At 36.8% G+C, this 21,605-nt stretch carries 22 protein-coding genes and 1 pseudogene; 6 read left to right on the top strand and 17 right to left on the bottom strand.

Going from position 1 to position 21,605, the window contains the following annotated elements:
• Nucleotides 1–270 precede the first annotated feature (270 nt).
• The 3 genes from NSQ59_RS03875 to NSQ59_RS03865 form a co-directional block, all read right to left on the bottom strand.
• The gene (locus NSQ59_RS03875) at nucleotides 271–699 is read right to left on the bottom strand and encodes a hypothetical protein (protein ID WP_340829391.1); all 429 of its coding nucleotides are present in this window, start codon (nucleotides 697–699) and stop codon (nucleotides 271–273) included.
• Nucleotides 700–716: 17 nt separating this feature from the next.
• Entirely contained in the window at nucleotides 717–1,067 is a 351-nt protein-coding gene (locus NSQ59_RS03870; RefSeq protein ID WP_235950794.1) for a hypothetical protein, read from the bottom strand.
• A gap of 1,548 nt (nucleotides 1,068–2,615) precedes the next feature.
• On the bottom strand, nucleotides 2,616–3,122 hold the full coding sequence (locus tag NSQ59_RS03865) for a class I SAM-dependent methyltransferase (protein WP_445669229.1): 507 nt from the start codon (nucleotides 3,120–3,122) through the stop codon (nucleotides 2,616–2,618).
• A gap of 107 nt (nucleotides 3,123–3,229) precedes the next feature.
• Between NSQ59_RS03865 and NSQ59_RS03860 the strand changes: the two genes are divergently transcribed.
• Nucleotides 3,230–3,499 carry an excalibur calcium-binding domain-containing protein gene (locus NSQ59_RS03860; RefSeq protein WP_055738345.1) on the top strand — a complete coding sequence of 90 codons (270 nt, stop codon included), beginning with the start codon at nucleotides 3,230–3,232 and terminating at the stop codon, nucleotides 3,497–3,499.
• A gap of 628 nt (nucleotides 3,500–4,127) precedes the next feature.
• Here NSQ59_RS03860 and NSQ59_RS03855 read toward each other — a convergent pair.
• Nucleotides 4,128–4,766: an NAD(P)-dependent oxidoreductase gene (locus tag NSQ59_RS03855; protein ID WP_340829386.1), complete on the bottom strand. Its 639-nt coding sequence runs from the start codon at nucleotides 4,764–4,766 to the stop codon at nucleotides 4,128–4,130.
• A 156-nt stretch (nucleotides 4,767–4,922) separates the two neighbouring features.
• Here NSQ59_RS03855 and NSQ59_RS03850 point away from each other — a divergent pair, with 156 nt between their 5' ends.
• Nucleotides 4,923–5,360 carry an Rrf2 family transcriptional regulator gene (locus NSQ59_RS03850; protein WP_340829384.1) on the top strand — a complete coding sequence of 146 codons (438 nt, stop codon included), beginning with the start codon at nucleotides 4,923–4,925 and terminating at the stop codon, nucleotides 5,358–5,360.
• Nucleotides 5,361–5,395: 35 nt separating this feature from the next.
• On the opposite strand, the gene NSQ59_RS03845 is transcribed toward NSQ59_RS03850, so the two are convergent.
• Nucleotides 5,396–5,887, bottom strand: coding sequence for a GNAT family N-acetyltransferase (locus NSQ59_RS03845; protein WP_340829382.1), 492 nt, complete (start codon nucleotides 5,885–5,887; stop codon nucleotides 5,396–5,398).
• 133 nt (nucleotides 5,888–6,020) lie between these two features.
• Between NSQ59_RS03845 and NSQ59_RS03840 the strand changes: the two genes are divergently transcribed.
• A complete protein-coding gene (locus NSQ59_RS03840; RefSeq protein ID WP_340829380.1) occupies nucleotides 6,021–6,977 on the top strand; it encodes a DMT family transporter in 957 nt (318 codons plus the stop codon).
• Between the two features lie 79 nt (nucleotides 6,978–7,056).
• Here the strand turns inward: NSQ59_RS03840 and NSQ59_RS03835 are convergent, their stop codons facing one another.
• The 9 genes from NSQ59_RS03835 to NSQ59_RS03795 form a co-directional block, all read right to left on the bottom strand.
• Complete coding sequence (locus NSQ59_RS03835) at nucleotides 7,057–8,232, bottom strand: MFS transporter (RefSeq protein ID WP_340829378.1); 1,176 nt, start codon at nucleotides 8,230–8,232, stop codon at nucleotides 7,057–7,059.
• A 270-nt stretch (nucleotides 8,233–8,502) separates the two neighbouring features.
• Nucleotides 8,503–9,381 carry a phosphotransferase gene (locus tag NSQ59_RS03830; protein ID WP_340833128.1) on the bottom strand — a complete coding sequence of 293 codons (879 nt, stop codon included), beginning with the start codon at nucleotides 9,379–9,381 and terminating at the stop codon, nucleotides 8,503–8,505.
• A 35-nt stretch (nucleotides 9,382–9,416) separates the two neighbouring features.
• Nucleotides 9,417–9,902 carry a hypothetical protein gene (locus tag NSQ59_RS03825; protein WP_340829376.1) on the bottom strand — a complete coding sequence of 162 codons (486 nt, stop codon included), beginning with the start codon at nucleotides 9,900–9,902 and terminating at the stop codon, nucleotides 9,417–9,419.
• 86 nt (nucleotides 9,903–9,988) lie between these two features.
• The gene (nagE, locus tag NSQ59_RS03820; RefSeq protein ID WP_126649326.1) at nucleotides 9,989–11,455 is read right to left on the bottom strand and encodes an N-acetylglucosamine-specific PTS transporter subunit IIBC; all 1,467 of its coding nucleotides are present in this window, start codon (nucleotides 11,453–11,455) and stop codon (nucleotides 9,989–9,991) included.
• A gap of 273 nt (nucleotides 11,456–11,728) precedes the next feature.
• Entirely contained in the window at nucleotides 11,729–12,556 is an 828-nt protein-coding gene (locus tag NSQ59_RS03815; RefSeq protein WP_055738337.1) for a PRD domain-containing protein, read from the bottom strand.
• 39 nt (nucleotides 12,557–12,595) lie between these two features.
• The gene (locus NSQ59_RS03810; RefSeq protein ID WP_126649328.1) at nucleotides 12,596–13,084 is read right to left on the bottom strand and encodes a PTS sugar transporter subunit IIA; all 489 of its coding nucleotides are present in this window, start codon (nucleotides 13,082–13,084) and stop codon (nucleotides 12,596–12,598) included.
• A gap of 213 nt (nucleotides 13,085–13,297) precedes the next feature.
• The gene (locus tag NSQ59_RS03805) at nucleotides 13,298–13,819 is read right to left on the bottom strand and encodes an AAA family ATPase (RefSeq protein WP_340829373.1); all 522 of its coding nucleotides are present in this window, start codon (nucleotides 13,817–13,819) and stop codon (nucleotides 13,298–13,300) included.
• Nucleotides 13,820–13,838: 19 nt separating this feature from the next.
• A complete protein-coding gene (locus tag NSQ59_RS03800; protein ID WP_340829371.1) occupies nucleotides 13,839–14,756 on the bottom strand; it encodes an aminoglycoside phosphotransferase family protein in 918 nt (305 codons plus the stop codon).
• A gap of 12 nt (nucleotides 14,757–14,768) precedes the next feature.
• Nucleotides 14,769–15,308 (bottom strand): GNAT family N-acetyltransferase, encoded by a 540-nt coding sequence (locus NSQ59_RS03795; RefSeq protein ID WP_126649330.1) that lies wholly within the window; start codon nucleotides 15,306–15,308, stop codon nucleotides 14,769–14,771.
• Nucleotides 15,309–16,009: 701 nt separating this feature from the next.
• On the opposite strand from NSQ59_RS03795, the gene NSQ59_RS03790 reads away from it, so the two are divergent.
• Nucleotides 16,010–16,450 carry a hypothetical protein gene (locus NSQ59_RS03790; RefSeq protein ID WP_340829368.1) on the top strand — a complete coding sequence of 147 codons (441 nt, stop codon included), beginning with the start codon at nucleotides 16,010–16,012 and terminating at the stop codon, nucleotides 16,448–16,450.
• Nucleotides 16,451–16,547: 97 nt separating this feature from the next.
• On the opposite strand, the gene NSQ59_RS03785 is transcribed toward NSQ59_RS03790, so the two are convergent.
• The gene (locus NSQ59_RS03785) at nucleotides 16,548–17,153 is read right to left on the bottom strand and encodes a TetR/AcrR family transcriptional regulator (protein ID WP_340829366.1); all 606 of its coding nucleotides are present in this window, start codon (nucleotides 17,151–17,153) and stop codon (nucleotides 16,548–16,550) included.
• Between the two features lie 178 nt (nucleotides 17,154–17,331).
• Between NSQ59_RS03785 and NSQ59_RS03780 the strand changes: the two genes are divergently transcribed.
• Together NSQ59_RS03780 and NSQ59_RS03775 are read left to right on the top strand one after the other, a co-directional pair.
• Nucleotides 17,332–18,093 (top strand): SDR family oxidoreductase, encoded by a 762-nt coding sequence (locus NSQ59_RS03780; protein ID WP_340829365.1) that lies wholly within the window; start codon nucleotides 17,332–17,334, stop codon nucleotides 18,091–18,093.
• 141 nt (nucleotides 18,094–18,234) lie between these two features.
• Nucleotides 18,235–18,471: a hypothetical protein gene (locus NSQ59_RS03775; protein WP_055738329.1), complete on the top strand. Its 237-nt coding sequence runs from the start codon at nucleotides 18,235–18,237 to the stop codon at nucleotides 18,469–18,471.
• Nucleotides 18,472–18,534: 63 nt separating this feature from the next.
• On the opposite strand, the gene NSQ59_RS03770 is transcribed toward NSQ59_RS03775, so the two are convergent.
• Nucleotides 18,535–20,277: an efflux RND transporter permease subunit gene (locus NSQ59_RS03770; RefSeq protein ID WP_340829364.1), complete on the bottom strand. Its 1,743-nt coding sequence runs from the start codon at nucleotides 20,275–20,277 to the stop codon at nucleotides 18,535–18,537.
• Nucleotides 20,222–21,601 (bottom strand): annotated as a pseudogene (locus NSQ59_RS03765) (efflux RND transporter permease subunit); the annotation flags it as partial. The pseudogene NSQ59_RS03765 and the gene NSQ59_RS03770, both read right to left, overlap by 56 nt.
• Between the last annotated feature and the right edge of the window lie 4 nt (nucleotides 21,602–21,605).

Here is a 21,605-nt window from a genome sequence, read left to right as displayed (position 1 = left end):
CAAACTCAACTAATAATTTGTCGGTATCCCTATATCCTCTATGCGGTATCACTGCTTCGCTAATTATACCTTAATCTAAGTTCTGAACAGTTCTTAAATATGTTTCACAAGTAAGGGGTTAAATTCCCGTTTCACCCAGGTTACTGACACTGATATAGTAAAAACACACAAAAAAGGTCAACCATAAATTTTTACGGCAGACCTTATAATATAAGAATTCGATTTTAATATTTTTAGGAAAGTCACATTGTTGCAACATGATGATCTATCTTAAAATGTAGCAGAATATGAAACATTTTTTTCTGTACCAAATTGATCGGCCCAATAACGATTCGTCGAGTTATCTGTTCCATAATAAACATCAAACCAATCACCAGCTAAACCTGCACCGGTATCAGTAACACTATAAGTAGAAACATATTTGGTACCACTAGCTGTAGGTAAACGAAGCGCAATATCACAGTTAATATCAGTTCCAAACGGAATAACAGGTTTATTTGAACTGTCTTTATGCACTGCAATAGTTTTATATTGTACATTATAAAATCCATAAGTAGCTCCATGTCCAGAAGTTAAACCTACATAAGCAGTAACAACTGGAGCAGTATAAGAATGCTTGGTGGCAGCAAATGATTCTGAAACGAAGTTAGATACAGTAAAAATTAATAATGCTATAATAAAAAATGTAATCTTTTTCAATTTTGATATTCCTCCCTTTATTTCGAAAGAAGTAATTTGCCATTAGTAGCATTAAAATAAACAGATACCATTTTCTTGTATTCACTATTCCAACCGATCACTAACATTAAGGTGATATTTGTTTCTGGATCCTTGGTTAGCATAAAATTATAACCTTTTGCCCAATCTTTACCTGGGTGAATACCTCCTTTTTCTAGTGCCTTTTTGAGTAATTGCGGCGAATCATATTTTACATCTGATAATCTTATCAATTCCTGTTTTGGAAAAGGATCTGTATTTTTTACAGTAAAATCATTCGTTTGATCAACTTTTCCCTCATGGATTGTTACTAAAAATGTCTTGTTAGTATCTGGTACTACAAATTTCACATTCCAATATTTCCTTTTTCCATTGCTCCCAATTGACTTTCCAGGCTTATCTAAGTCTATATTTATTGCTTGATATAATTGTGCATTCTTATTCCATTTCAACGCGGATGGATATGCAAGTTTAACTGCTTCTAATATTGATAGTTCAGTTTTAGTTTTTTCGGCTTTAGAAGCTGAGGTTTGTGGGATAAGATTATCTTTAAATAGTAGTACACTAACCAGTAATATCGGAATAAATACGAGTATAGTAACTATTAATTTTTTTTTTTCATCTAACCACCTCCGTAATGTATTGTTTTAAATAAAAAACCTTCTACATTTTCTTTCCCCCTATAAAACTGCCGTTATCTTTACACAATACTCCTTTCCCTTATATTTCCTTTCATAGAATTATTATTCTATTAGTGTAAATAAATGTCCTTTTAAGAACATTGTCTATTTTTGTCTATAATTGAAATTATATATATATAAGTTAATAAAACATCGCTGTAATAGTTACGGTCTATTTAACTGTAACAAAAACGACCGTTTTCTTTACTTTGTATACTATGAATAGCACGTTAGATAATCGGAAATTTTGTACGCTAAGCAAAATCGACATAGAAATAGCCAAATACATGTACGTTAAGGCATTTGGCTTTATGTGTTATGTCTAATATTTATTTAATGGTCTTAGAGAATTTATAGGTAATTGATGCGAATCAAATTTTACTTTGATTTTGGGAATGAGTTTTGGTTCTAAAATAAAAAGAAATATGTTATTTTTTTTAGAATATTTATTAGTACCATAAACGGTCCTAAATGTTACATTGTAGACAATATCTTAACTCTGTAAACAACGTATTCAGCGTAGAAATGTCTTTACAATGAGAAGGCATCAGATAACCTTGTTAGGTAAACCGATCATTTTTCAAGTGTCGGGCAAAAAGGATAGAATCAGATGACTCGAAGCTCATTGTCAAGACGAATACGTTGTTTACATTACAACAATGAATAAACCATTGATAGACAAAGGTTTACTATTTACGAGTTAAGATAACCGTATTTTGTTGGTGGGACCCCTATTATCAAAGGTTGTTCTATAGAGGATATTGCGGAGATATTTAGTTAGTCTGGAGGTAATGTCAAATCGGTGCTTTTCAGAGTAATTCCTTTTGAAGATACAATAGATAATATTAAGTTGTGGATAAGTTTATTGAAAGAGACTGAATTTCCCTAGAGTGGGGAAATTGGACCCTTTTGATATCGCATTTTCCTTAGCGTATGTTTTTTGCTGGTAGGACCCCTACATACTCATTCAGCATTTCAGCTAAACTTCCCGTTAGCGCACATACAATTTTTAACGGCCTATACCTAATTCACCATATATTACCTAAACGTAGTTATTAAACTTCGAGATTTGGTGGCTTTGAACCGGGTGCATGAGTCCACTAACCCTAACCATTTAATATGTTTGAAAAATTAATGTACAAAAATATTCGTTAACATCTGTTATTTATGTACAGTTAAACAATTATGTACAGACAATAAATAAGTTAAAAACGTATGTTATATAAGCATATGGATATTTTTTTTAATAATGTACATGAACATTTGTGGAGATACCTTCAATTCGTGGAAAATTCCATTTTCATCGAAGAACTCAAGTAAATTCACTTTAAATCCTACACTCACAAAAAGTTCCGATAATGTTTGATAATCATAGACCATTTTATGGCTTGCAGCGGGGTGATCTTTTGGGCCAGGACCGCCAACCTTTACAATAGCTTGGTAGGCCTCATCTGGAAAAAATCCATCCGGAACCGCACAGCGAATATAGCCATTCGGTTTTAAATATCGATAACAAATTCGGGCTGCTTCCTGTCCTTCCTGGTAGGAAAGATGTTCCCAAACATGTTCTGCCAAAATCGCGTGGATAGTTCCCTCTTTAAAACGTTTTTCCCATGTACGTTCGTCCAGGAGGTTAAGTTCATTTTCCTGTGTATGTATCCAGCCTGGGTTATTGTTAAATTCCCCTGCACCTACTACTACTTTTATCTCATCCAACGCCAATATCCCCACCTCACTAAAAATAATTTCTATTTTTCTATAAAATATCCTTTTTTATATTGAAAACTGCTCCAAAATCGAGTTATGATTTGAGTAAAAAAGAGGGATACTTCATGAAAAAACTTCTTGCCATTTTCCTTTCTATTGGGCTCATTCTTTCCTTTTCTGTTATAGAATCAAAGGAAGCATCTGCAAAAACCACCGTCAAAAAATATGCAAATTGTAAGGCATTGAATAAAGATTACAAAGGCGGAGTTGCCCGTTCCGCTTCCGTGAAAAACAAGGGTGGAAAAACGCGCTATAAGCCATTTGTATCAAAGGCACTTTATGATGCTAATGCCAATAAGGATCGGGATCATGATTTTATTGCATGTGAACGCTAAAGAACAAATGTGCAAGATCGGTCGATAGTTACTTGCTCTAAAAAACTGTAAAAAAAAGACCTTTCCAACGAAAGTAAGTAGTTCCGATTACAAAGCACAAATAACATAAGATTTCATAGCATTGAATAACAATGTAATTAGCACACAAAAGCTTGGGATTTTTCCCAAAGCTTTTGTCTTTAATATGTAAGGAAGTTCATTAGACGCTAAAGGGAGTTTGATAAATAAGCGGAGAAATTTCTCTTAATGACGAAATAACACAGAAAATCCCTTAAATAGACGGAAGTATTCCGACTATTATTTCAAAAAACGTAAAAATGAGTAATTTTGCTTTGCTTAATCGGAAAACCTCCGCTTATATACCCCGAACCGAGCTCTTTTCCGCTGTATAACCGTAAAATATCCGCTTATTTTGATTATCTTTGGTTGCTCAAAAAGGACAATTAACATGTTGACAACAACAATTGTCAACATATTTTTTAGACTGCGATTTTCCTTGCTACATAATCATTGATATATAGGAGGAAAATAAGAGACCAAATCATATGCGATTTGGTCTGCTAATTAGCATACTATTTGGTATGTTTCTCCACCGAAACGAAACCACTTTACAACGAAAGGTCTTTTTTTATTCTGCTTCTCCAACAACCGTAAATCTCTCATTCACATGAGCAGGATTTTCAATCTCATCTACCATTGCGATTGCATAATCTGGATAACTAATATAGCTTTCTCCTTTAGAATTAACTAAGAGCTGATCTTTTCCTTTTTGATATGAACCTGTTCGTTTTCCTTGAGGGTCAAAGAAAGCAGATGGGCTAATATAAGTCCAGTTGATATCACTTGATTGTAGGTCTTCAAGGTTTTTAGCCATGTTAGAAGCAGTTGGGAAATAAGCTGCCGGAAAATCAGGTGTTTCTAATACGCGTACGGTTTTGCTTTCATCCGTAAACAAGCTTCCTGCTCCACCAACTACGAGCAGTCTCGTTTGCGGAAGATTTTTCAATGCATCAATTAACACTTTTCCCGCTTCAATATGTTTTTCTTCTTGTCCAGGTGCTGCATTAAATGCATTTACTACTACGTCGAATCCTTTTAGATCTTCGGATTTTAAATCAAAAATATCTTTTTCTAAAACTTTAATGTCTTGATTTTGAATTTTTGCTGCATTTCGAACAATTGCAGTAACCTCATGTCCTCTTTCCACAGCTTCTTTTAAAATAAGGCTTCCTGCTTTACCAGTTGCACCGATAATTCCAATTTTCATTAAGAACACTCCTTTTAAGATGTAACTAAAATGATTACATGTAATAATATAAGTTACAGGTTAGGCTTTGTCAATCCATTTTTGATTGTTGTAACTAATTTTGTTACATTTGATATGGTATAATAATAAGGAATCGAAATAAATGAAGGTGAAATCATGTCTATAAGCAGCCGTTTTGCTGTCGGAATTCATATATTATCGCTATTAGAAATAAACAAGGACACTGTAAATTCCTCAGAATTTATCGCTAGTAGTGTTAACACTAATCCTGTAGTTATTCGTAAAATTATGGGAATGTTAAAAAACGCGGGGCTCGTCAAGGTTCGACCAGGTGTGGCAGGGGCAGAGCTTGCAAAGAAACTTTCAGAGATCACTTTATTGGATGTTTATAAAGCGGTAGATGTCGTACCTGAGAAGGAATTATTCGGCATGCATGAACATCCGAACCCAGATTGTTTAGTCGGCAGAAACATTCAAAGTGCCATTGTCCCGATTTTTTCTAGCGCTCAATCCGCTTTGGAAAAAGCACTAGTGAATATTACGATAGAGGATGTAGTGAAGGATATTTTAGAAAAAGAAAATGCGAAGCAATAAAGACATTCCTTCTGCAGAATGTCTTTATTGCTTCACTATAATTCTTTTTTCATCACCCATGACCCGCCATCATCTGCACCAATTTTGATAAATCCATTCTTTTCATACATGTTTAACGCTGGTACATTCTGAGGATTAACGCTGAGGGAAACTGCTTTATATCCACTCGACTTTGCAAGCTGGAACATTTCCCTCATCAATTTTTTACCTATGCCCTTTCCCCTTGCTTCGGGTATCAGCGCAATCCCTAACTCAGGCGTCTCCTCATCAACAAACCCATAACCGCCGGCATCCTTACTAAAAAGACGAATCCAAATTGCTCCGAGTGGTTGATTGATTGCATTCACGGCAATTAGAGCACGGTCGGTATCACGCCCCCAATCTTTAAGATATTTTTCAATTGCAGGTTCCTTTAATATATCTCTATTTAGGGCTGGCTTCCCTTCTTCTACATACATGGATTCATATAACATGTCCCATAGAAAATCCATGTCTTGTTTTTCAAAATTTCTAATATAATTTTCCATTTTACCCATCCTTTCCATAATAATTAGAGCTTCCATATTTCATTTGAAATTCCTCTTTTTATGGCATGTTTCTATTTTATATGCAATAATTTGATTATTATGAAATTAGTCCAATATGTAGGGGGAATGAAATATGCATCTTAAATTGCCGCTGTTCCTAGTTGGGGCGGGTGCTTTTTTATGGGGAATCATTGGAATCTTTGTAACCAATCTATATGCCATTGGCTACACGCCATTACAGGTTGTTGCCATACGAGCACTTTTCGCATCCATTTCCCTTGTTTTGTACATAGTGGTGAAAGATCGAAGCCTTTTAAAAATCAACATTTCGGACAGTAAGTATTTTATAGGTACAGGAATTATCAGCTTTGTTCTGTTTAATTGGTGCTTGTTCCGCGCCATGGAAGTAACCTCCATCTCTATTTCTGTCATTCTGCTATATACTGCACCTGCCTTTGTAGCCATTTGTTCAAGAATTCTTTTTAAGGAATGGTTGACAACACGCAAGGTGATCGCATTAATTGCTACCTTTATCGGCTGCGCCTTTGTCATTGGTGTACTGCCATCTTTTCATGGATCGATTTCTTTTCTTGGCCTATTATTCGGTCTTGGCTCTGGTCTTTTCTATGCCCTGTACAGCATATTCGGAAAATACGCTTTGCGTAAATATAACGCGATAACCGTCACGGTATATACTTTTATTTTTGCTGCAACTGCCGTCACACCATTTAGTGGATTATGGTCTGCAGCCTCTTTATTTTCAAGCTTAAATGCATGGTTGAATATTATTGGCCTCGGCCTTTTTTCCACATTATTAGCCTTTTTGCTATATACAAAAGGTTTAACCAAAATAGAATCAAGCCGAGCTTCTATTCTGGCTACGATCGAACCAGTCGTAGCATCGATTATGAGCTTTCTTGTGTTCAGTGAAACCTTGCATTTGTGGCAGTATATTGGAATTTTAATGGTGATTGCAGCAGTTGTGTTTGTTCAGGAGTCTGGGAGAAAGGAAATCGTACATAAAAAAGAGTCCTCACTAGGCAATAATGAAGCGAGGAATAACAGTATAACTAGATTTAAACAAAATTAAGGTCCTGATTCTCCTATTTTGATATTTAGACCGATTTAGGCACTTAGTCCTAAACAAAATCGAACAGACCGGATGTAATTTAAACAGGTACCTGCACCCTTTTCATATTCCCCCATGTTAAAAAGCTCATTAAAATGAGAACAACGAAAGCCAGCAATATATTTTGAATGCCAATATGGCTAATTAGCGTACCTGTTAACAGTGCAGATGATATTTTTACAAAGGAGGCTAGAATCGTTCTTAATCCTATGACTCTGCCAATATATTCTTTTGTTGTGTTTAATTGAATAAGCGTTTGGACAATTGTTAGGTGTGACATCGTGAACAGTCCTAAGATGAAGATGCATATCACCGCTACTATTCTAAAATCATTCAAATATAATAGGAATGCAGATATCATCATGCCCACCATCGTCACCAATATCACTTTCTGTTTCAGTTTTTTGAGAAAAAACGTAACGATAAGCCCGGCGGCAATTCCCCCGATAGAAAACGCCATTTCAAAAGAAGAATACAACCCGCTGCCGCCGTGAAACTGATTGGCAAGAGGGAGCATTAATGTCGTGGTCATTTGGATACTTATACTATTTAATATGGATAGGAATAATAAAAACTTCATTCCAGCCTGATAGTTTATAAAATTCCAGCCCGCAATCAGCTCAGGTATGTAGCGAACTTTTCCAGCCTTCCTTTTTTTTGGACGAACCCTCTTAATAAAAAAGTACAAAATTGCTGCCACTAAAAATGTTAACGAATTAATGAAAAAACTAGTAGAAATTGATAGCTTCACTAAAAACATACCGGAAACAGCCATTCCAGCAAGGCCAGCCGCTTCACTTAAGGAAGACGACTTTGAAATGACAAATGGAATATCCTCATCGGAAAATGCCTCTTTTATAAAAGATTGGGATGCTGGTTTGTAAATGGTGTAACAAATGGCAAGGATAAATTGCAGAACGTAAAATAACACTGCCGATTCCACGTGAAAAAAAATCAGCCCTGCCATGACAAATACAAACAGGAAACGAAGGCCATCCGTCACAACCACAATATTTTTGGAGTCACGGTGGTCCACATACACAGAAAGAAACGGCGTCAGGATCATACTAGGCAAATAATAGATAGCAATCATCAACCCAATCGAAGCCGCTTCGCCTGTAAGATGAAAAATATACCACATCAATGCTATTTGCTGAATTCCATCCCCAAAGCCTGTTATTGTAATCCCTAATAAGTATGTGATTTTATTTTTCATAAAAAGGACCTCTAATCGCGCTATTTTCCCTCATTATAAAACGATATTTTCATAAGTAAAATTACGAAAATGCTATAATTATTCATAAGTAATCCTTATGAATATACAAATCTACATACAACAGAACTTTTTTGAAACCAACCAAATATAACTGCCCTCTAATAAGTGAAAGGAGGCAAGGGAATTAATGAAACCGCTAAAAGTAAACCTTACATAGATATAAAATACCAAACTCCATGATAAAAACCATGGAGTCTTTTTGCAGCAATATTAAAACAGAACCTTATACCCCAACCACTCATCCAAATCAACATCGCCCTGCACTGATAACAATCTATAAAAATACCGATAAGGAAACCGAACCTTTGACAAATCAGGTATGGACAGAACTTTTTCATATCCTATTTTAAAATCCTTGGCAGATTGCTCATCCAATATGTACTCTAATCCGATAAAATCAAGCTCTCTCGGTGCTACCACATAAGCTTCTGTATCCACTAATCCCGTAATCTCCTTTTCATTTGCTAAAAATTGCGAAGGGTCTATGTCTACTAAAACAAACGTGGAGTATTCCGGATGTGGCAATGAGCTTATGATTTCCGTAACCTTTGGCAACATAACTGTTATTTTTTCATTATCTGAGTGAAACCTGGAAACTAGCTCTGCTGCACATCGGCTTAGGTGATGATGAAAGTCATCCAAAGATATTCTAAAACTTCCAGAAGGATTTCCGGCAAAGTCTTCCCTAAGTTGATGAATTCTTGCCAACCCTTCTCCAAGACTCTCCAGCACCGAAGAAGGCTGACCAATAAAAGATGAAACAACCTGGCCATCTAATTTTTCAACGACAACATACTCTCTTGTCGTTTTACCTTTGTTCATTACTTTCGGTATAGGAATTGAACTAATTTTGATTAATGTATCATTCACATTTTCCAATGCAAAAACATTTCTTGGGTCTATCCCAAATGTATTTTTACAGCCCCACCAGAAATCATTGTTTGGTTCTTCTTTTAATCTGGATGCACGCACCACAAATTCCTGGCTGAGCGTTTTAACCAGCCAAACATCACTTGCATGGCCCGAGTAGCCAGGGCTTAATTCCTGAATTTCTTTGATGGGATCTTCGAATAAAAACTGTAATTCCAACTGCAAAACCTGCTTTCCTCAAAATAAACCTTCATTTAATTTCGAGCAGGCATTTGATTATTCCTTCTCTTCTCCATACTTTCCTTCACAAATTGAAATCCGTATAATAGCAATGCTCTAAATAAAAGGACAAATACAAGCTGAACACGGCTCATTTTATCTAATGAAGTAATTCTTAAACGTTTCAGTACCCACATCCCAATTGTTGCAAACGCTATATGTAAAAGAAGATTGCTCATCAAATAAGACACAAATTTTCCATAAGTGTTTTTTAAACTCCAAAATGCGGATGCCAAAAAAGGACCGAAGACCAGTGGTGCGCTGCCTTTTAATAGCGGATGAATGGTTGTATAATACTTCCACCAATTGCGCTTCCCAGCAATGATATCTATTATTTTGGATACCATACTTATAAAAATAGCTGCAGGAAGAAATCTTTTTATCGCTTTTTCACCTACAAATGGTAATGTAAACCAAGGCAGAATCATGATTAAAAATAAAAGGAACTTCGGTCTCTTCATCTGTGCACCTCCATTTTTAGGATGTGCAATATTCACTTTTTCATGAAAAAAACCTACTTTATGAAAAAAGTAGGTTTCATCTATTATTAGCTGCGAATTCTATGGATTTCATCCGCCACAAATTGAACATTTGTGCCGACAATAACTTGAATACTTGTTGATCCGACAACATTAATTCCCGGAACGCCTGTAGATTTGATCTTATTTTTATCCACTTTATTCATGTCTTTCACTTCTACTCTTAGACGTGTAACGCAGTTATCAACAGATACAACATTTTCGTCGCCGCCTAAGCCATCGTAAATCTTTTCTGCCATTGCAGTGAATCTATTTGCTTTGTTCGTAGCTGTTGCTGCCACTTCTTGTTCCATTACGCTTACGCCTTCTTCCATTTCTTCTCCTCGACCAGGAGTCATAAGGTTGAATTTTGTAATGATGAAACGGAATACGAAATAGTAAATTACCGCAAATACTAAGCCTTGTACAAGTAACATTAATGGCATATTTGCAATCGGAATTTTTAAACTTAACACAAAGTCAACTAATCCCGCACTGAATCCAAATCCTGCTGTCCAATGGAATAGGGCAGCAATCATTAAAGAAAGACCTGTTAAAACAGCATGCACAACATAAAGAGCCGGCGCTACGAACATGAAGGAAAACTCAAGTGGTTCAGTAACCCCTGTAAAGAAGGACGCAAAACCTGCTGCCATCATCAAAGATGCTACTTGTTTTTTGTGTTTTGTTTTTGCAGTATGGTACATTGCAAGTGCTGCTGCTGGTAAACCAAACATCATGACTGGGAAGAAACCAGCTTGGTACATACCTGTGACACCCTTTGTACCTTTGGATGCCCAGAAGTTTTTAATATCATCGATTCCAGCAACGTCAAACCAGAACACGGCATTTAAAGCATGGTGTAAGCCAATAGGAATTAATAGGCGATTGAAGAATCCGTATAAGCCGGCACCTATCGCACCTAATTTACTAATTCCTTCTCCAAATGAAACTAATCCTGTATAAATTACTGGCCATACGAAGAACAAAACAACAGAAATAACAATCATTGCAACCGCTGTCATAATCGGCACTAAACGTTTTCCACTAAAGAACGCCAGGAAATCCGGTAATTTTACCTTACTAAAACGGTTGTACATTACAGAAGCGACAATGCCGGAAAGAATACCGATAAATGCATTATCAATTTTTCCAAAGGCAGGATCTACCTTACCAGCATCAATATGTTTTAACATTGCTACCGCATCTGTTGAAAGCAATGTAGTTGCTACGAGAAAAGCTACTAATCCACTGATTGCTGCAGATCCATCCCTTTCTTTCGCCATTCCTAAGGCAACCCCAACTGCAAACAAAATTGGAATATGATCGATAATGGAACTTCCAGCCTTAATCAAGAAAGCCGCTACAGGGCTTCCAGCACCCCAACCACTCGGGTCAATCCAGTAACCAATACCCATTAAAATCGCTGCAGCTGGTAAAACTGCTACTGGCAGCATTAAGGAGCGGCCAATTCTTTGTAAATATTTCATTACCATGGTTTCATTTCCCCCTAAAAAATATATTCTCTTTTTTAGATAAACTAGTAATCTCCATTTTTTGGGGTTCAGAATAATCCGTATAAGTACAAGGAATTCAGAGTGATTATGGTATGGATAAATAGAAAAATAATATCTAAGACGATTCTAATTCCTCTGATTTCACTAGTTACATTCGGCTCTTATCCAAATCCCGCTGCAACACTCCCTTCAAGCTTTTTATGGCTGTTTTCGCATACATGTGAAAAAGCCTTTATTGAAAAAGCAATTTGCTTATTCAATCCACTGTTTTCTCAATCGTTCAATGTGAAGAGTGATATATCCCATTTCATGTTTCGGTAGCATCAAATCGTGATTAGCATCCAATTCCTTCGCTACCTTCCGTGCACATTGATAGGAAAGTGGGAACTTTTTCTTGATCATATCAAGCATTTCCTCGTCCATTGTGTGGGTTTCATCGTGATTCATTCTAGTTAAAGCAAATCTTAAATGAGTAATAAGCCGATGATAGGATATATCGTCTTCCCTCACTTGGATATGAAGAAAACCCATAATGGTTTCGACGATCTCTCGGATGATGGTTGTTTGAATCACCGTTTGACGCATATCTCCGCCTTGAAGTTTCATCGTATGAATATGGAGAGCAATATATCCCGCTTCATCCTCCGGCATTCGAATATGACATGTTTTTTCAATATAGTTTACAGCCCACAGACCGATTTCAAATTCCCTTTTGTACAAGATTCTAATTTCGTGCAATAGCTTATTTTTTAATTGAATGCCTTGCGATTCCCGCTCAAGTGCATAGGAAAGATGGTCTGTGAGCGCAATATGAATATGTTCGTTCAGCTTGGTTCCCAAGTATTCTTCTGCATAAGAAATAATTTTTTCTGAGATGATGAAATGCTCTTCTGGAATTCGGCTAAGGAGCTGCTGGAGCTTTTCGTTTTCCTTCATGACAAAAAGCTTTTCTACTTTCCCGGCATTGACGATATCATTTCTCTTTTTGCCAAAGGCAATTCCCGCCCCAACAGCAATTTTCTCCTGCATACCGTCATTCACAATGACAGCATTATTATTCAGGATCCTCGTTATTTTCATCCGAATTCATCTCCTTGTATTCACTATTTATACAGTGTATCATTTTCCGGATGCAGTTATCATAACGGTCTGACCTTGAATGCCTTCTTTTTCCTCCGTGAACGTATACTGTTTATTTCCATCATGGCTGTTTGTTATCACCATTGGTGTTACTGTACTGCTTGCATGTGTACCAATGTATTCCCAATCAACCTCGATTAAAAGCTGACCCAAGGAGACACGATCCCCTTCATTTACTCGAACGGTAAAGCCTTCTCCCTCCAATGCGACTGTTTCCAATCCAATATGGATGAGAATTTCCGTTCCATCCTTCGCAAGAATGCCTACTGCATGCTTTGTCGGAGCAACTTGGATAATCGTCCCCTCAACTGGGGAATGAATCCCGCCGTTCGAAGGCATAATAGCGATCCCTTCCCCCATCATTTTTTGGCTAAAAACAGGATCCGGAACCTCTTCAATCGGAATAACTCGACCGTTCACAGGTGCATATATCTCTAGTGGTGTTTTTTTGAAAAGATTTTTAAACATGTTAAAGGACTCCTCTTTTACATTTTTGACATCAAAAAAGGCATGGCGGTATTAAAGAAGGGGACACTATTTGGACCTTCCAATTACCACCATGCCTAATCGTATCAGTAACATGTGATGCATTATTAAAGTATTAGGTACATATTATCATGATTTTTTTCGGGATTCAAGTGGAAGCGGTAACATTTTTTTTTTGAATTTTTCCGATTATTTTTACTGAAGATAGTTCATGGCATCCTCAAGTAAATCCTGAATGGGTTTGGATGTATCCACCTTTAAAAATGCCGGCCCGTACGGTCGCTTACTATTTTGAATCGATTTTCGAAACATTTCTTCTGATTCAATACCCTGAATCTGGCTGATCAAACGCTCTCGAGTTTTTAACCTTCTATTTATTTCTATGAAATCCTCCAGATAACATTCTATATATTTATAATCAGCTTGATGTTTTTTGGAAATGCCCTGACCCTTTTCCAGCATTTCTTCATAGAAGCAAGGGCTATCAAAAATAACACTATGTCCTTGCGACAAATGGAAATCGATTAGTGCCCATTCAATATCATATGAGATGCTTCCTGTAGTTTTGGCATCTACCTGCTTTTCGTCTAGGGATTCTAGCAAAGCAGATTTTACAATATCATGATCGATCACAACAGCACCTGTTCTTTTACCGATTTGTCTCGCAAGTGTCGACTTCCCTGATCCTGGAAAGCCTGACATTTGGAGAAAAAACATAAGACATTCCCCTCTCTTTTTATTGCTCAAATCCTGCTAAAAACCAACCTGGAGTAAGATTTTCAAAATTCTTATGATCTTCCATCACTCGATACAACCTCTCCATCATTTCATCAATGGTGTCAGGCGCCGCTTTTAACGTCCAGACAATAGAAGAGAAAATGGTCATAACTAAATAGATAGAATACAGCCTCCAAAAATGTTCCGGAATTTCACCATTAAAATATCCGATAATTTGTCCAACCGAAAATGGAATACTTGTTTCACACGAGAACATTCCTACTTTTACAAAATCATGGAATGGGTCTCCCCAATCGAAGCGTTCAAAATCGATAACACCACTGTATTGCTTATTTTTTTCAATGATATTTCCTGGATGAAAGTCATCATGTTGAAAGCGATTTGGGCGATTTTTTAGAAGATCAACATTCGTTTCGATAAAATCTATTAGCCTATGGTCTGAATGAATTCTTTTTCCACACGTTTTATATGCATCTATGTATCTTTTATATTTCTTCGTTATCCTTGGAAACCATGATTCAATTGTTGACGGAGCCTGAAGGGAATGCATGCGTTTAAGATCCTGGCTAGCGGCCATACCAATTGAATACTGTTCCCTAAGAGTATACGCAGGAAGCTTTATCTTTGCATCTTCGCCTTCCACATAAGAATACACACTGTAGCACATTCCCTTATCCTCCAATAAACCTAGCTCAATTGGTTGCGGAGATTGTACATGCAGCTTCTTCATTTCTTGTAAAATAGCAAATTCCGTTGTTTTTCTTTCATATTCCTTGGCACCGCTAGTACGTAATAAGTACTTTTCCTGTTCATTCACGGTAACAAGATACTTCTTATCGAAGGAATATCCCTTATGTATTTCTTCGACTTTTTTGGCTGATCGAAGTATGGGAATTTCCGTTATTAACTCTTCCATACTATCCCCGCCTTATTTTTTATATTCCATTAGCCAGCAGTCACGAAGTTCCCCTTCATGCATCTCATGTTTCGGGAGAAATTTCACTTTTTTCATCCCGCATTTTTCATAACAGGCAATAGCACGTTCATTCCAGCTTTGCGGATCCATCACGACTCTGTCTGCGCCTTTTTCCCTTACCAAAAATTCTATCATGGAAGAAACCAGCTGCTTGCCGATTCCTTTATTCCAATACGGAACTTCCCCAATAAATTGATCGGTTCCAAATATCGTTTCAGGTGTATCTGCGTATCCGTATTCTTCTATCTCATCCTCTTCTAATGGGTAAAATTGAATATAGCCAATTTCTGCACCCTCGTATTCTATGATACAACCAGTTACTTCTCTATTTTCCCGATTGTAAAAGTGCTTTGTCACCATCTCCATATCATGCGGCTGATCTCTGCCTTCATAATATTCAAGGACACAGGGATCAGATAGCCACTTTACTAACTTTTCTTTATCCGTATCAACAAGTTTTCGTACAAGTAATGCTCCTTTTTGATATATCATTGGTTTTCTCCTTCCAAATGTATCATTAATGAATTCCTCAATCTCCGAGGTATTTCCTTCTTTTTGATGAAGGTTGCCTTTTCTGATAGTGTGAGAAAAACTTCTCTTCTCGTAAAGGGCAGCTCGCTTTCGTTTTTGCGTTACTCTTGGTCTTTTGAATTTTTATAAAGGACAACTCGCTTCTGTTTTTCCTTCCTCTTGGCCTTTTGAGCCCCTATAAAGGACAATCCACTTCCGTTTTTCTTTCTCCTTGGCCTTTAGGACCCTTATAAAGGTCAACCCCCTTCGTTTTTTTCTTCTCCTTGGTCTTTTGAGTCCCTATAAAGGACAATCCGCTTCCGTTTTTCCTTCCTCTTGGTCTTTTGAATCAGATGGTAATCAATTTCGGCCATCTAAATGCTATTACTGTTTATTTGCTATCCGTTTATAGTCGATCGGTGATCTTTGTTCAAATCAAAAGCTATCCTAAGAAAATTACGTATTTCCAGATACAGTTACATTTGTTTCAGAAGCAATTCTTGCAAGTCCGTTCTCCTATTATGCCGGATGACGTAGATAGTGCACGAGCAAAAATCATTAAATCTCTTATTTTTTCATTCCTTGATTTAAAAGTTATGCATCCTTTGTGATAATTAAATACTAAGGATGCATAATTTTATATTGACTAATATTATGGATAAGCTGTATATAAAGGGGGATTTATGAATAAGGGAATCTTTTGGTTATGTATTGTAGTGGTTATTTTATTAATTGTTGCTTTATATACAGGAATCTTTAGCTTTTTGATTTATCTTTTAAGCATAATTCCAATACTGAACATAACAATTTACAACTGGCCTTCTGTTTTTACTTTTTCTCTATGTATCATAATATGGATTATTCCATATGAATTGATTGGTTTTCTTCAAGATATTCCTGGCAAAAATAAATATCTTATAAAGCTATTTTCGTTGATTTCAACTTTATTAAATCTTTCACTATTTACACTTTATATACTATTTTTAGATCACCGTTTTATTGGACTTTCGTTTTCCAAGGTAGGAATTATCTGTCTTATCATCATAACTATTGCTTTATCAAAAATAATTAATATAGCTGGAACTAAATTAAAAGATGCAGAAGAAAATAACAATAACATATAAAAAGTTCCAATAAATACAAAGGAGTCTCACCAATACTACTGACTCTTTTTTTGTTTTAGTTTTCTTTCCTATTGCTCAAGACCAAATTAGTTGAAAATTACTCCGTTAAATGTAACTTAAAAACAGTATTCACCTGACTAAACTGGATGATTTTCAATAATTGTTCCGCCACATAGGTAGAGCTGTATTTAAATCCTTGATTAATCCACTCTACCATCATTCCGAAAATGGCATACGCATGAAAGCTTGCTTGCAGTTCGCGATCTATTTTTGCATCGGGGTGATGATCGTATAAATCGTGCAAAACCAAGTCTTTTAAAACATGACAAATCTTATTTTGAAATCCTGATAGTGCACTTGATTGAACGATTAAAGTATAAAATCCCCTGTATTTATCTACATGGTCAAAAATTTTAATAGCGGAAGAAGTAAGTTTTTTCACCTCAAACGTTTCACTGTTTATATATGGTTCCCGATAAGAGGCAATTAGATTGGATATGATATCATCCAGCATCTCTTCTAATAGATCCTCTTTATATTGATAATGCTTGTAAAAAGTCCCTCGGTTCAAGTTTGCCAATTGTACAAGGTCTGTAATGGTAATTTCTTTAAAATCCTTCTTTTGCATTAAAGATATTAACGCATCCTTTAATGCCTGTTTGGATTTAGCGATTCTTCTATCAATAGAATGATTTTTAGACATAAGGCACCTCTTTCGTTCAATAATAAAAATTAATAAACAAATATAAGAGATAGTGTTGATTTTCCAACAAATAGACCTTCATTTGCTGATTGTACGTTGGATACTTTGATTATATTATATTTAGTAGATAGATAAGCAACAAATGTTCATTAAAATCCAAATGAATGGAGGACTTTTCATGAAACTAGAAAATAAAGTTGCGGTTGTAACAGGAGCAGCATCCGGAATGGGAAAAGCTATTGCAGAGTTATATGCAAAGGAAGGCGCAAAAGTCATCGTTGCAGACCTTAATGCAGAAGGTGCAAAAGCTGTTGCGGATGGGATTACGAATAATGGTGGAGTGGCAATGGCCATTCAAGCAAATGTTGCAAAATTAGAAGATATCGAAAATATGATTGATACAGCTGTCAAAGAATATGGAACTTTAGACATTCTCGTGAATAATGCCGGAATTATGGATGGATTTGAGCCTGTTGGTGACATAAATGATGAACGATGGGATTTAATTTTTGATATTAATACAAAAGGTGTTATGCGGGCAATGCGAAAAGCAATCCCAATTTTCTTAGAAAAAGGCAATGGGGTGATCGTCAATATAGCTTCTACCGGTGGATTAAACGGCGCTCATGCGGGTGCTGCTTATGGGGCATCAAAACATGCTGTTGTAGGACTTACTAAGAATACAGGATACATGTATGCTAATAAAGGGATTCGCTGTAACGCAATTGCACCAGGCGGTGTAGAAACAAACATTGCTGCATCAATGAAAAATATTAATGAATTTGGTTTCGATCGTACAAAAGCAGTACAAGGTGTTATGCCGCGAACAGGAAAACCAGAAGAAATCGCTAAAGTTGCTTTATTCTTAGCTTCTGATGAATCCAGCTTTGTTAATGGAACGGTGGTAGTAGCGGATGCGGGCTGGACCGCTGCATTTTAAAAGGCTAAATTAGTTATGGACTTCCTTGAAGGAGGTCCTATTTTTATTCCACGAGAACCTTCCAGATATTTCTCTGTTTTCCTAATAATAACTTTATGATACCATTAATGTAAAAATAAGTTATCCACAAGAGGAGAATTTATGTATCTAATTTTATCCATCGTTTTGGCTACCATATTAGGTTATCTTTTATTTATGCTAGGACCAATTTTTGCCGGTTTTATTGCTTTTGGAATTGTAGCAGGCTGTTTATTTAGAGGATTATACTTACTAAATAACATAAGTAAGAAACTTTCAAATGTAGCACCAGAATCGGACAAAGTAAAGGAAGTGTATGAGGCTTATCTTAAAGAAAAAGAGAATACCACCCAAGGATAGTACTCTACAAATTTATTAAAATTTTTAGCATAAAAATTGACTGCCAAAAAGGCAGCCAATTCTTTAATCTCCATATGATAAAACATTCCGACTGTGTAAATGTGTTCGCCGAACCGATTTCCACATCCAATAATAAACAGTTGGAATAACTAAAAGACTTGCAAGGGTGGAAGTAATCATTCCGCCAACCACTACCAGTCCAAGAGATTGGGATATGAGCGTATCCGACTGTCCTGAGAATGCTAACGGTAAAAGAGTCAGGATAGTCGTTGCAGCTGTCATAAGTACTGGTCTCACACGGCTTGCAGTACCTTCAATGATGAAACTTTTTAATGGTTCTCCCTCCTCTCGCAGCCTCTCCAATCGATCGACAAGTACGATTCCATTTGTTGTGACAATACCGATCAGCATTACCATTCCTACTAATGCACCTAGATTCCATGATTGCCTAAAAATAAACAGGAATAAAACCGATCCGATTAAGGCAAAAGGCAAAGAGGATAATACCGCAACTGGACCTCTAATCCCCTTAAAAATACATGAGATAATGAACAGAACCAGAATAATAGACACAACTCCAGCTAAACCAATACTCCAAATCATTTGCTGAACCTGCTGAGGGATGCCTCCAAATTCAATCTGTATTCCTTTTGGCAGCTCAACTTTGTTTATTGTATCTTTAATCTGTTTCGTTACCCCTCCGATATCAGTGGTCAAAATATTCCCAGTTACAACTGCAATCGGCTGGCCATCTTTTTCACTCGTTAATAGTGGTGAATCCACATTCAGCTTTGCAAATTCCTGTAGTTTGACTGTTTCCCCATTCTTATTTTGGAAGGACAAGTGGCCCAATTGTGTAAGCCATTCCTGCTCAGAATCGGATCCTTGTGAATAGGAAAGTGAAACAGCAGAAGGCTTGCGAAGTTCCACTTGATAGGAAGACGCAGAATTCGCAACTTGAATATCAGTGCGCTTATCCAAAAAAGATTCCAACTTCACTAGTATCGCTTGCTTATCTAACCCTGAATCATTTATTTTGTCTTCGTTAAGTTCAATCGTAAACCTTTCCTGATCAGATTGTTCCGCGTCCCCATATATCTGTAAACCTTTAATTGTCTGCAATTTCCCTCTTAAGAGAGCTGCAGTTTTTGCCAGTTTGCTGGGATTATCCCCCGTTAACATCAAGTTCACTCTGGAATCATCCCCGGCAATTTTCTGATTTGTAATGGTATACTTGGAGCTTGTGGAAAGATTTTTGATATCCTGTCTTAATATACTGGTTAATTGAGCGATATCAACTCCTTTTTGGGGTGTCACATATACATTTGCAATGTTTGGCTGCTGGATCCATCCTCCCCCTTGATCGAACACGTCATCGAATGCTGGTGCAAATATGGATCCAACGGACGACGAATAAGCAGCTATCTCCTTATGTTTTTGCAATAAAGCTTCCAATGCCCTAACATCGGCATCAACCTGTTCAAGTGTGGCTCCTTCTTTCGCTTCGACTTGAATGTTAAGATCTTGTGCATGTGTCCGTGGAAGAACATTTACAGGTATAAAGAAAGCGCTGATGATAGCTAAGATAAGAACAACCGTCAACCCGCTAATCCATTTTCCTCGATGTACCCAAACCTTTTCCAGCAGGACTATAGCCGACTTTTCTGTTTTTGGTGCTTTTGCATAAAAACGCCCCCTCCAAGTATTTGCGACATAAGGCGGCAAAATAAGGATAGAGACTACTAATGAACAAAGAAGCGAAATGGTCACCGCCCAACCCAGTCCGTAAAATGCTTGACCGATCATGTTTTTTGTCATGGTTAATGGTAAATGGTAAATACACAGCAATGGTGGTCAAGGTCGAAGAAACAACAGCTGGAACCATTTCCTTTACAGCAGAAGCTAATAAATCTAATGAATAACTGCCATTCTTTTCAAGTCTGCGATAGATATTGTCTAGCACCACAATGGAGTCATCTACCACCCTACCCATAGAAACAATCAACCCGGATACGGTTAATAGATTCAAAGTGATTCCCATTGCTTGTAAAATGGATACCGCAACAAGAAAACATATTGGCAATGTCAGGGCAATTACAGCAGTAGACCTCCATTCACGAAAAAAGAAGAAAACACATAGCATCGAAAATAAACAGCCAAGTGCGCCCTCCTTCCACAATCCATTAATCGCATGGGATACTGTTTGTCCCTGATTAGATAGAATCGTAAATGTATCATCAGGATTAGACTGCTTAATCTTAGCCAGCTTTGTCATTACATCCTTGCTTACTTTTGTGACATCCGCTGAGTTCTTTTTATACAAATCTAGTATGACACTCAGTTTCCCATTTGTTCTTACCTTCGTTTGGACATTTATTGTTCCCTTCTCAATCTTGGCAATATCCTTTAATAAAACCTGTTTATTATTTGCTGTTTTAATAATCCTATTTTCAAGGTCCGCCTTTTGGTCTGCCGTCCCTTCTACCTTCAGCATCATCTGGAGATTTTTCGTCGCAACCGTTCCTTCAGGCCAAATATTCTTGTCATTCTGAAGCACATTTTGGACATCCTCAAAACGAAGGCCATTTTCAAGCAGCTTTTTATTGTCCAAATTAATGATTAATCCTTTTTGACCGTTCCCGGTTACATTTATTTTTTTTACGCCTTTTATTTCGTTTAATTGTTTTGCAAAACTTGCGGACGATGCGCTGATTTCTATAAAAGGAAAGGCATCTGAGCTTATCCTTTGGATCTCGGGCTTGTTAACATTTGCCGGAAAATTCACTTGCTGAATGGCGGCTTGGATATTTCTTTCTGCTTGTTCCACATCGAAGTTTTGTGAAAAGGTTAAACTTGCAAACAATCCCTGCGAGTAAATCGTTGATTGAATAGATTGCAGTCCATCCACTTCTTTTAATGAACGAACAAGATTATTATTCATTTGGTCAGTAGTGACACCATCAGTTTCGGCGGGTGATTTCCAAGTAACCATTAAAATCGGGTTATTAATTTGCGGAAGATACTCGGTTTTCATTTGGGAAGCGGAATAAATCCCCCATACAAATAACAACACCACCATAACGGAAAGAAGTACTAATCGCCTGGAAAAGAAACGAATGAACTTTTTCATAAAT

Source organism: Margalitia sp. FSL K6-0131 (assembly GCF_038008735.1).
GTDB classification, from domain to species: domain Bacteria; phylum Bacillota; class Bacilli; order Bacillales; family Bacillaceae_C; genus Margalitia; species Margalitia shackletonii.
This window is presented reverse-complemented; position numbering and strand designations above follow the sequence as displayed.

Bases quoted from the DNA above. Each gene is read 5' to 3' on its own strand.
- NSQ59_RS03860 (WP_055738345.1), top strand. From the start codon at position 3,230: ATGAAAAAACTTCTTGCCATTTTCCTTTCTATTGGGCTCATTCTTTCC.
- NSQ59_RS03855 (WP_340829386.1), bottom strand. From the start codon at position 4,766: ATGAAAATTGGAATTATCGGTGCAACTGGTAAAGCAGGAAGCCTTATT.
- NSQ59_RS03850 (WP_340829384.1), top strand. From the start codon at position 4,923: ATGTCTATAAGCAGCCGTTTTGCTGTCGGAATTCATATATTATCGCTA.
- NSQ59_RS03845 (WP_340829382.1), bottom strand. From the start codon at position 5,887: ATGGAAAATTATATTAGAAATTTTGAAAAACAAGACATGGATTTTCTA.
- NSQ59_RS03840 (WP_340829380.1), top strand. From the start codon at position 6,021: ATGCATCTTAAATTGCCGCTGTTCCTAGTTGGGGCGGGTGCTTTTTTA.
- NSQ59_RS03835 (WP_340829378.1), bottom strand. From the start codon at position 8,232: ATGAAAAATAAAATCACATACTTATTAGGGATTACAATAACAGGCTTT.
- NSQ59_RS03825 (WP_340829376.1), bottom strand. From the start codon at position 9,902: ATGAAGAGACCGAAGTTCCTTTTATTTTTAATCATGATTCTGCCTTGG.
- nagE (WP_126649326.1), bottom strand. From the start codon at position 11,455: ATGGTAATGAAATATTTACAAAGAATTGGCCGCTCCTTAATGCTGCCA.
- NSQ59_RS03815 (WP_055738337.1), bottom strand. From the start codon at position 12,556: ATGAAAATAACGAGGATCCTGAATAATAATGCTGTCATTGTGAATGAC.
- NSQ59_RS03810 (WP_126649328.1), bottom strand. From the start codon at position 13,084: ATGTTTAAAAATCTTTTCAAAAAAACACCACTAGAGATATATGCACCT.
- NSQ59_RS03805 (WP_340829373.1), bottom strand. From the start codon at position 13,819: ATGTTTTTTCTCCAAATGTCAGGCTTTCCAGGATCAGGGAAGTCGACA.
- NSQ59_RS03800 (WP_340829371.1), bottom strand. From the start codon at position 14,756: ATGGAAGAGTTAATAACGGAAATTCCCATACTTCGATCAGCCAAAAAA.
- NSQ59_RS03795 (WP_126649330.1), bottom strand. From the start codon at position 15,308: ATGATATATCAAAAAGGAGCATTACTTGTACGAAAACTTGTTGATACG.
- NSQ59_RS03790 (WP_340829368.1), top strand. From the start codon at position 16,010: ATGAATAAGGGAATCTTTTGGTTATGTATTGTAGTGGTTATTTTATTA.
- NSQ59_RS03785 (WP_340829366.1), bottom strand. From the start codon at position 17,153: ATGTCTAAAAATCATTCTATTGATAGAAGAATCGCTAAATCCAAACAG.
- NSQ59_RS03780 (WP_340829365.1), top strand. From the start codon at position 17,332: ATGAAACTAGAAAATAAAGTTGCGGTTGTAACAGGAGCAGCATCCGGA.
- NSQ59_RS03775 (WP_055738329.1), top strand. From the start codon at position 18,235: ATGTATCTAATTTTATCCATCGTTTTGGCTACCATATTAGGTTATCTT.
- NSQ59_RS03770 (WP_340829364.1), bottom strand. From the start codon at position 20,277: ATGATCGGTCAAGCATTTTACGGACTGGGTTGGGCGGTGACCATTTCG.